Below are 8404 nucleotides of genomic sequence, written 5' to 3'. Positions count from 1 at the left end.
GCGCAGGCCCAGCCGGCAGCGCAGGCCCGGGCGCGCGCAAGCCCGGCGGCCGGCGGCGCGCCAAGCCGCAGAAACCCGACACCGTCGGGCCGGACGCATCCTGGACGGCAAAGCGGCTCGCCAACCGACGCCGCCGCAAGCGCGCGAAGAAGGCGCGACTGGCTGCCATGACGCGGCCGCGCCGCTACCTGCGCCGCGGTCTCGTCGCCGGCACCTGGCTGCTCGGATTCATCGCCGCGCTGATGGTGGCCGTGATCGTCGCCTTCTACACGCTCACCGACGTGCCGCGTCCGGAGACGCTGCCGCTACCGCAGGTCGCAACAATCGAGTACTCCGACGGCTCGACGCTGGCGCGCATCGGCAACGTCGACCGCACGATCGTCGACCTCAAGCAGGTCCCGGAGAGCGTGCGCTACAGCGTGCTCGCCGCCGAGGACCGCAGCTTCTACTCCGAAGACACGGTGTCCGTTCGCGGCACCGCCCGCGCCGCACTCTCCGACGTCACCGGCGGCAACACGCAGGGCGGCTCGGGCATCACGCAGCAGTACGTCAAGAACGCCTATCTGACGAACTCGCCGACGCTCTCGCGCAAGCTCAAGGAGCTGATGATCGCGGTCAAGCTGTCGCGCGAGTACTCGAAGAACCAGATCCTCGAGTTCTACCTCAACACCGTGTACTTCGGCCGCGGCGCGTACGGAATCGGCGCGGCTGCGCAGGCATTCTTCGGCGTCGACGTCTCCAAGCTCACCACCGCCCAGGGCGCGCTGCTGGCCGGCCTGCTCCGCGCGCCGTCCTACTACGACCCGCGCGTCAACGCGGCGGCCTCCCAGGGACGCTGGCACTACGTGCTCGACGGCATGGTCAAGACGCATCACCTGACCGCGACGCAGGCGGCGACCATGCGCTTCCCGACGACGATCACGCCGCGCGGCACCGGCCTGGGGACGTCGGGTTGGAAGTACCTGCTGGTCAACGCGGTGCTCGCCGACCTCGCCCGGCACGGCATCAGCCGCGACGAGATCACCGAGAAGGGCCTTCGGATCCGCACCACGATCGATCCGAAGGCGCAGCAGGCCGCGGTGAGCGCCGTCAACAGCAACTTCGACCACCTGACCAAGAAGCAGAAGAACTTGAAGAACTCGCTCGTCGCGGTGAACCCGGCCAGCGGCGGGGTGCTCGCCTATTACGGCGGCTCGGGGCCGGGCGCCAAGGGCTATGACGGGAAGGTCGACTTCAACGACTGGGCCAATGGCAACGCCAACGACCCCGGCTCGACGTTCAAGCCGTACGTGCTGGCCACCGCGCTCACCCAGACGCTGAAGCAGACGCCGGGCGGCGACGACTTCGCGATCAACAGCGACGTCGACGGCAGCTTCTGCCGCACGATCGACGGCACCAAGATCTGCAACGACCCCAGCGACAAGAAGCTGAGCAAGTCCAAGATCAAGCTGTCGCTCGCGATGAAGTACTCGCTGAACACCACCTTCGACCTGCTCGCGCTCGACGCGGGCCCGAAGGAGGTCGCGGCCATGGCGCACTCGGTCGGCGTCGCCACCGAGAACCCGAACGGGCAGAAGAGCCTGCAGGACGCCCACGGCGACACCTCGTTCGGCATCGGCATCGGCGACTACCCCGTCACCACCCTCGACCAGGCCTCGGGCTACGCGACGCTCGCCAACAACGGCGTGCGCAACGACGCGTACCTGGTGCAGGAGGCGACCAGTTCGGACGGCGGCATCGTCTACCAGCACAAGAACGCGCCGCAGAAGGTGCTCGACCCGCGCGTCGCGAACGACGTCGGCCTCACCCTCAAGCCGATCGCCGGTTACAACGACGACGCGCTGGCCAACGGCCGCGAATCCGCCGCCAAGACCGGCACCGAGGGCATCGACGGCAAGACGACGAACAACAGCGACGCCTGGATGGTCGGCTACACCCCGCAGGTCAGCGCCGCGGTATGGGTCGGCACCGGCATGCACCAGCCGATCTACGACGCCGACGGCAATCCGCTGTACGGCAAGGACCTGCCCGGCAAGACGTGGCAGACGTTCATGGATCTGTATCTCAAGCACCGCAAGCACATGGATCTGCCGAAGAAGCAGATGATCTCGGAGAACGGCACCACGCCGACCACGACGCCGACCCCGTCGACGACCGCACCCACCGACGAGCCGGCACCGACCGACGAACCGTCGACATCGGCCCCGTCCATCAAGACTGGCTTCAACTCACCGACGGCACGACCGTCGACGCACGCCAGCCACACCAGTGCGCCGGCGCCCACGACCCATCCGCCGTCGAGCCGCTCGACCTGTGGCACAGTCCTGCCCTGCCGGCAGTAGGTCCGAACCGCGGCATGTGAGGATCGCTCGGTGACCAACGCACCTCCCGGCCGCCAGCGGTGACCCGCGTCGTCGGCAACCGGTTGCCGAGTCACGTCGACCCGGTCACATCGCGGGCGAGCCGCGCGCTCGGTGGCGCGTGGGGTCGGCACGCCGGGGTCTCGGGACTCACGTGGTGGACGCCGTTGCGCTGGCTGCTCGCGATGACGATCGCGACCCTGCTGCTCGGCCTCGCGCAGAAGGCGCCGTGCGCGACGGGCGAATGGAACGGCAACAAGCAGTACACCCACCTCTGCTACTCCGACGTCGTGCCGCTGTGGAGCGACGAGCGGCTGGACGTCGGCGCGGTGCCCTACCGCGACACGAGCGTCGAGTACCCGGTGCTCATCGGCGGCTTCATGTGGTTGACCGCCGACCTGACGCGCGGTGTGCATGCGGTCGAGTCGAGCTGGCCGCAGGTGCTGGTGTTCGGCATGATTACCGCGCTGCTGCTCTCCCTCTGCGCGTTGGTCACGACGGCCGCCACCGCGCAGACCGCCCGCGGCCGACCCTGGGATGCCGCGATCTTCGCGTTGTCACCGCTGCTGGTGTTCCACGCGTTCTCCAACTGGGACCTGCTGGCCACGGCGTTCACGTCCGCTGCACTGTGGGCGTGGTCGCGCCGAAGACCGGTGCTGACCGGCGCCATGATCGGCCTCGGCACCGCGGCCAAGCTCTACCCGGTGTTCCTGCTCGTCGCCCTCGGCATCCTCGCGTGGCGCACCCGCAAGCTCGCCGACGCGATGTGGGCCGTGGGCGCCGCGGCGTTGACGTGGCTGGCGGTCAACGGTCCGGTGGCGCTCGCCTATCACCGGGCGTGGTGGGAGTTCTACAGCTTCTCCATCGACCGGCCCACCGAACGCTCGACGTTGTGGGCCGTGGGCCGCACGCTCACCGACGGCTCGCTGTCCGACACCGACGCGCCGTTCTGGAAGCCGCCGGGCGTCGCGGTGGCCCTCGCGCTGATCATCGCCCTCGCCGCGGTGGTGTACGTCGGGCTGGCCGCGCCGGTGCGCCCGCGGCTGGCGCAGCTCGCGTTCCTGTGCGTCCTCGCCTTCCTGCTCACGACCAAGGTGTGGAGCCCGCAGTACTCGCTGTGGCTGGTGCCGTTGCTCGCACTGGCGCGCCCGCGGTGGAAGCTGACGCTGGTCTGGCAGCTGTGCGAGGTGCTGGTGTGGGTGCTCACGCTCACCGTGCTGCTCGGCCTCAGCGTGCCGACGCACGGCATCGCCTACGGCTGGCTGGTGCTCGTGCTGCTCGTTCGCGACGCATTGCTGCTCGCGATCGCCGTCCTGATGGTGCGCGAGATGTGGCAGCCGTGGCGCGACGTGGTGCGCGCCGACGGCGCGGACGATCCGGGTGGTGGCGTGTTCGACGGCGCCCCGGACGCCGTCGACCGGCGAGCGCCGGCGTACCCGGGCACGCGGAACGATCAGACGTTCGCACGCAGGTAGTCGATGTCGGCGCCCTGCCCCTCGGGCCCGCCGGGCGTCTCGACGATGACGTCACTGCCGGCGGCGCGGCAGATGTCGGCGATCACCGCGGCGTCGATCTGGCCCGTGCCGAAGTTGGCGTGCCGGTCGGCGCCGGAGTCGAACGCGTCGCGGCTGTCGTTGGCGTGCACGAGGTCGATACGGCCGGTGATCGCCTTGACGCGGTCGACGACGTCGGAGAGCTCCTCGCCGCCGGCGTGCGCGTGACAGGTGTCGAGCACGAAACCCGGGCCGTACTCACCGATCGCGTCCCACAGCATCGCGAGGCGGTCGAAGCGTCGGGCCATTGCGTTGTCGCCCCCGGCGGTGTTCTCCACCAGGATCGGCAGCCCGAAACCGCCGGACTCCTGCGAGTACTCGAAGGTCTTGCGCCAGTTGTCGATGCCGACGGCGGGGTCGTCCTTGGCCGTGACGTGGCCGCCGTGCACGACCAGCGCCTTCGCACCGATGCCCATGGCGGCTTCCGCGTGCTGCGTGAGGATTTTGCGACTGGGGATACGGATGCGGTTGTTGGTGCTCGCGACATTGACGATGTACGGCGCGTGCACGTAGACGGTGAGGTCGGTGGCGCGGATCGCATCGGCGTGCTGGTGCTCGACCGGCTTCTTCCAGCCCTGGGGGTCGGCGAGGAAGAACTGGAATGCCTGCGCCCCGGTGGCCTGGGCCGCCGCGAGCGGGTCCGTCGAGTCGACGTGGGCTCCGATGACCGGCATGTCCAGCACCCTACGGCCGCGCTCCGACGCCCGCCGTGGGCCGTATCCCGGCCATTTTCGAGTCGTTGAAACAAGTGCCGGATGGGTACGATCGTTTCCTGGTACACCGTGTCACCGACTCCCGGGGGAGCAGCATGCGCCACAAGCACGTAGCCACGACGGGTCGCCGTCGCCGGCTGCCGCTTCTGGTCGGCGCGAGCGCTGGCGTCCTGGCGCTCGTCGGGATGTCCACCATCTTCGGTGGCTCCGCGAATGCCGCGGCACCGAAGAAGAACTACCACGCGGGCAAGGACACGGCCACGTTCACGGTCACCGGCGTGCTGGACGCCAACTGCCTGGTTTCCGTCGGCGGCAACAAGGTCTACATCAAGCCCGGCGACGAACTCGACTTCAAGTCCTCGGCGGCAGGCGTGGGAGTCAATTCCGGCGGCGGCGGCGGCCTCCTCGGCGGGGTCACCGGACTGCTCACCGGATCCAAGCTGACCGGTCTTCGCCTCTCGGCCTACCTCGACAAGGGCACCAAGCGCCAGCTGCACTTCGACCTGCAGCCGGGCCAGACGTACAAGCTGAAGGGGCTCTCGTCAGGCAGCCACTCACTTGCCTGGACCGTCACCGGCGTTGGGGTCGTCGGCGTCGGGACCGTCGGCACGTCGTCCGCGCAACTGAAGTCCGGCGCGAAGTTCAGCTGGACCGGGGGCGTGTACGTCAGCTCCGGCGCCCCGGACTGCCGCCTCGCCGTGTCGACGCCGGACACGCAGGTCTCGGCCGGCCCGGTGCACGTCCACGTCGGCCAGCGCAACATCACCACGCCGGTCGATCCGAACAAGATCGTCGGCAAGGTCAAGGGTGTCGTCAAGGGTGCGACGAACAAAGTCGCCGGCAAGAAGCCCGCTGCGAAACCGGCCACCACCAACAACGGCTCGAACCCGGGCTCGGTGAACACCGCCAACGGTCTCCTGCCGGTGCCCGCCCGCGTCGTGCCCGGCGGCTACGGCGGCACCGAATACGGCAGCGGGGGCGCCGGCGGCTATGCCGACAGTTCGACGTTGACCGGAGCCGGTGGCTCGAACGGCTACGCCGCGCTGACGATGACCAGCCCGAACGGCAAGACAACCACCGTCAACGGCGCGAACGTCGCCGACCAGCAGCCGAAGGCGGACGCCAAGAAGTCGGCATCGGCTGCGCAGTTGCCGATCGTGCTCGCCATCATCGCGGTCGTGGCGCTCGCCCTGGTCGCCTCGACGTACGCCCGGTTGTTCCTGCTGCGCCACCGCAGCTGAGCGGCCCGGCCCGCGCGATTTCGGTTCGGTCGCGGTCCTCGGTACTCTTGCGCCTTGCCGGCACCACGGCCGACCCGCGCGCATCGCACTGGTCAGCAGCCGGCACCTCCTGCCACGGACCGTCCGTGGCCGATCAGTCCACAGGAGGCTTTGCCGCGTCATGCGCAATTACGAAGTCATGGTCATCCTCGACCCCACCCTCGACGAGCGCACCGTTGCGCCTTCGCTCGACACCTTCCTCAATGTCGTGAAAACCGACGGTGGCAGTGTCGACAAGATCGACATCTGGGGTCGCCGCCGGATGGCCTACGAGATCAACAAGCACGCCGAAGGCATCTACGCCGTCATCGACCTGCAGGCCAACCCGTCCGCGGTGGCCGAGCTCGACCGGCAGCTGAACCTCAACGAGTCGGTGCTGCGGACCAAGGTCCTGCGCCCGGACGCACGGTAAGGGGCAGACATGGCCGGGGAAACGATCGTCACTGTCGTCGGCAACCTGACCGCCGACCCCGAACTACGGTTCACGCCGTCGGGCGCTGCCGTCGCGTCGTTCACCATCGCGTCCACGCCGCGCAACTTCGACCGCAACACCAACGAGTGGAAGGACGGCGAGGCGCTGTTCCTGCGCTGCTCGATCTGGCGGCAGGCGGCCGAGAACGTCGCCGAGTCGCTGACCCGCGGCATGCGCGTCGTCGCGCAGGGCCGGCTCAAGCAGCGCAGCTTCGAGACCCGCGAAGGTGAGAAGCGCACCGTCGTCGAGATGGATGTCGACGAGGTCGGCCCGTCCCTGAAGTACGCCACGGCGAAGGTCAACCGCACCCAGCGCGGTTCGTCGTCAGGCGGCGGGTTCGGTGGCTCGGGCGGTTCGGACGGCGGCTCCGGCGGCGCGTCCGACGACCCGTGGAGCTCTGCACCGGCGGCCTCCGGCGGCTCGTCCGGCGGCGGCTTCTCCGACGAACCGCCCTTCTAACTCTCTGTTACTCCCGCGATCTTGATGTGCTGACCGAGCCATAGCCCGTCCAGCACATCAAGATCCGACCACGACGAACTCACGGAAAGACGTTCACATGCCCAAGCCTCCGGTCCGCAAGCCGAAGAAGAAGTCCAATCCGCTCGCCTCGGCGAAGATCACCTACATCGACTACAAGGACACGAACCTGCTGCGCAAGTTCATCTCCGACCGCGGCAAGATCCGTGCGCGGCGCGTCACGGGCGTGTCCGCCCAGCAGCAGCGCCAGATCGCCAAGGCGATCAAGAACGCCCGCGAGATGGCGCTGCTCCCGTACACCTCGACTGCCCGCTGACGAAGGGAGCCACCAGCGATGAAGCTCATCCTCACCCGTGAGGTCGCCGGACTCGGTCTCGCCGGCGACATCGTCGAGGTCGCTGACGGTTACGGCCGCAACTTCCTCGTGCCGCGCGGCGCGGCGATCTCGTGGACCAAGGGCGCCGAGAAGCAGATCGTGCAGATCCGCCGCGCCCGCGACGCCCGCGAGATCCGCGATCTCGGACATGCCCGCGAGATCAAGACCGACCTCGAGAAGCTGACCGTCTCGCTCGGCGCGCGCGCCGGCAAGGACGGCCGGTTGTTCGGCTCCATCACCACCGCGGACGTCGCGAACGCGGTCAAGGACGCCGGCGGCCCGACGCTGGATCGCAAGCGCATCCAGATCGACGGCCATATCAAGACGACCGGCTCGCACGTCGTGACCGTGGACCTGCATCCGGACGTCGTGGCGTCCGTGCCGGTCACCGTCGAGGCGCTCTGACCGCGCCGGTCGAAGCACGTTCGGCCCGAGGCCCAGCACCCCTAGTGGGTGCCGGGCCTCGCCGCGTTCCGCAAGCCGCCCGCGCTGCAGGGTTACGCGCCGCGACTGTGCACCGATAACCGCGCGACACGCCGTTTTCCGCCTGCTGACAGTGCACAGTCGCCGACGTGTGGCCACGCTGCGGGGCGACACGCCGGCGAAAGACCCGCAGCGGCGCCACGCGCTCGGCGGGGTAGATCCCGCGCGACGGCTGCGTGCGGCTGCGCCTGCGCCCGCGACACGCCCGACCACGAATTTTGCGTCCACAGCGCAGCGGCACATCAGCCCGCGGACACGGGACTCACCCGGCTGAGGGCGGCCGAATCCACAGCTCCGTCCCCAACTGTGTGCACAAGCTTGTCGGCGATTCCCACAGCTTGCGCACACGGTCATCCACCGGCCGATTTTCGCCCGTCGGCAGTGCGCCCTAGCGTGGCGTTCGCACACACGGAATACGGCTCGGGCCTTCCTGTCAGTACCCGGTATTAGCGTTGTTGTGCGAATCGGGGTACTGGTGGGGAGGGTGGCGTCGATGACGCTGATGGAGCAGGCGCCGGGCGGCAGCCCGGCGCCGGGGGGCGGGGCCCGGGGCGGGGGAGTGGGCCGGCCCCCGCCGCGACCGTTCGCAGTTGGTGTTGCAGGTCGCCCCCCGCGGCCGTCCCGGCGATCTCCTCCTGGTCGAGGCCGAAGCCTCCCTCGTGGCCGACCGCGCCTGGCTCGAAGACCTCG

8 protein-coding genes and 1 pseudogene (1 of these 9 running past the window's edge) are annotated in these 8404 nt (G+C 69.2%); 8 read left to right on the top strand and 1 reads right to left on the bottom strand.

From position 1 onward, the window contains the following. Positions 1-2342: transglycosylase domain-containing protein (locus tag ACFFCN_RS10495; protein ID WP_375491372.1), on the top strand; the 2342-nt coding region annotated here is incomplete at its 5' end. Positions 2343-2401: 59 nt separating this feature from the next. Further along, positions 2402-3835, top strand: coding sequence for a glycosyltransferase family 87 protein (locus tag ACFFCN_RS10490; protein ID WP_375491371.1), 1434 nt, complete (start codon positions 2402-2404; stop codon positions 3833-3835). Here the strand turns inward: ACFFCN_RS10490 and ACFFCN_RS10485 are convergent. Further along, positions 3814-4587, bottom strand: coding sequence for a deoxyribonuclease IV (locus ACFFCN_RS10485; RefSeq protein WP_375491369.1), 774 nt, complete (start codon positions 4585-4587; stop codon positions 3814-3816). The genes ACFFCN_RS10490 and ACFFCN_RS10485 overlap by 22 nt on opposite strands. Positions 4588-4721: 134 nt before the next feature. On the opposite strand from ACFFCN_RS10485, the gene ACFFCN_RS10480 reads away from it, so the two are divergent. The 6 genes and pseudogenes from ACFFCN_RS10480 to dnaB form a co-directional block, all read left to right on the top strand. Beyond that, positions 4722-5867 carry a hypothetical protein gene (locus ACFFCN_RS10480; RefSeq protein WP_375491368.1) on the top strand — a complete coding sequence of 382 codons (1146 nt, stop codon included), beginning with the start codon at positions 4722-4724 and terminating at the stop codon, positions 5865-5867. 160 nt (positions 5868-6027) lie between these two features. Beyond that, a complete protein-coding gene (rpsF, locus tag ACFFCN_RS10475) occupies positions 6028-6318 on the top strand; it encodes a 30S ribosomal protein S6 (RefSeq protein WP_375491367.1) in 291 nt (96 codons plus the stop codon). Positions 6319-6327: 9 nt separating this feature from the next. Continuing rightward, the gene (locus tag ACFFCN_RS10470) at positions 6328-6837 is read left to right on the top strand and encodes a single-stranded DNA-binding protein (protein ID WP_375491365.1); all 510 of its coding nucleotides are present in this window, start codon (positions 6328-6330) and stop codon (positions 6835-6837) included. A gap of 97 nt (positions 6838-6934) precedes the next feature. Beyond that, positions 6935-7171: a 30S ribosomal protein S18 gene (rpsR, locus tag ACFFCN_RS10465; protein WP_375491363.1), complete on the top strand. Its 237-nt coding sequence runs from the start codon at positions 6935-6937 to the stop codon at positions 7169-7171. Between the two features lie 18 nt (positions 7172-7189). Next, positions 7190-7636, top strand: coding sequence for a 50S ribosomal protein L9 (gene rplI, locus ACFFCN_RS10460; protein ID WP_375491361.1), 447 nt, complete (start codon positions 7190-7192; stop codon positions 7634-7636). Positions 7637-8304: 668 nt separating this feature from the next. Beyond that, a pseudogene (gene dnaB / locus ACFFCN_RS10455) lies at positions 8305-8404 on the top strand (replicative DNA helicase); it runs 1241 nt beyond the window's last position.

This window comes from uncultured Jatrophihabitans sp., assembly GCF_964246335.1.
Classification (GTDB): Bacteria; Actinomycetota; Actinomycetes; order Mycobacteriales; family Jatrophihabitantaceae; genus Jatrophihabitans.
This window is presented reverse-complemented; position numbering and strand designations above follow the sequence as displayed.

Excerpts from the sequence above, each read along its gene's own strand:
- ACFFCN_RS10485 (WP_375491369.1), bottom strand. The coding sequence starts at position 4,587 with ATGCCGGTCATCGGAGCCCACGTCGACTCGACGGACCCGCTCGCGGCG.
- ACFFCN_RS10480 (WP_375491368.1), top strand. The coding sequence starts at position 4,722 with ATGCGCCACAAGCACGTAGCCACGACGGGTCGCCGTCGCCGGCTGCCG.
- rpsF (WP_375491367.1), top strand. The coding sequence starts at position 6,028 with ATGCGCAATTACGAAGTCATGGTCATCCTCGACCCCACCCTCGACGAG.
- ACFFCN_RS10470 (WP_375491365.1), top strand. The coding sequence starts at position 6,328 with ATGGCCGGGGAAACGATCGTCACTGTCGTCGGCAACCTGACCGCCGAC.
- rpsR (WP_375491363.1), top strand. The coding sequence starts at position 6,935 with ATGCCCAAGCCTCCGGTCCGCAAGCCGAAGAAGAAGTCCAATCCGCTC.
- rplI (WP_375491361.1), top strand. The coding sequence starts at position 7,190 with ATGAAGCTCATCCTCACCCGTGAGGTCGCCGGACTCGGTCTCGCCGGC.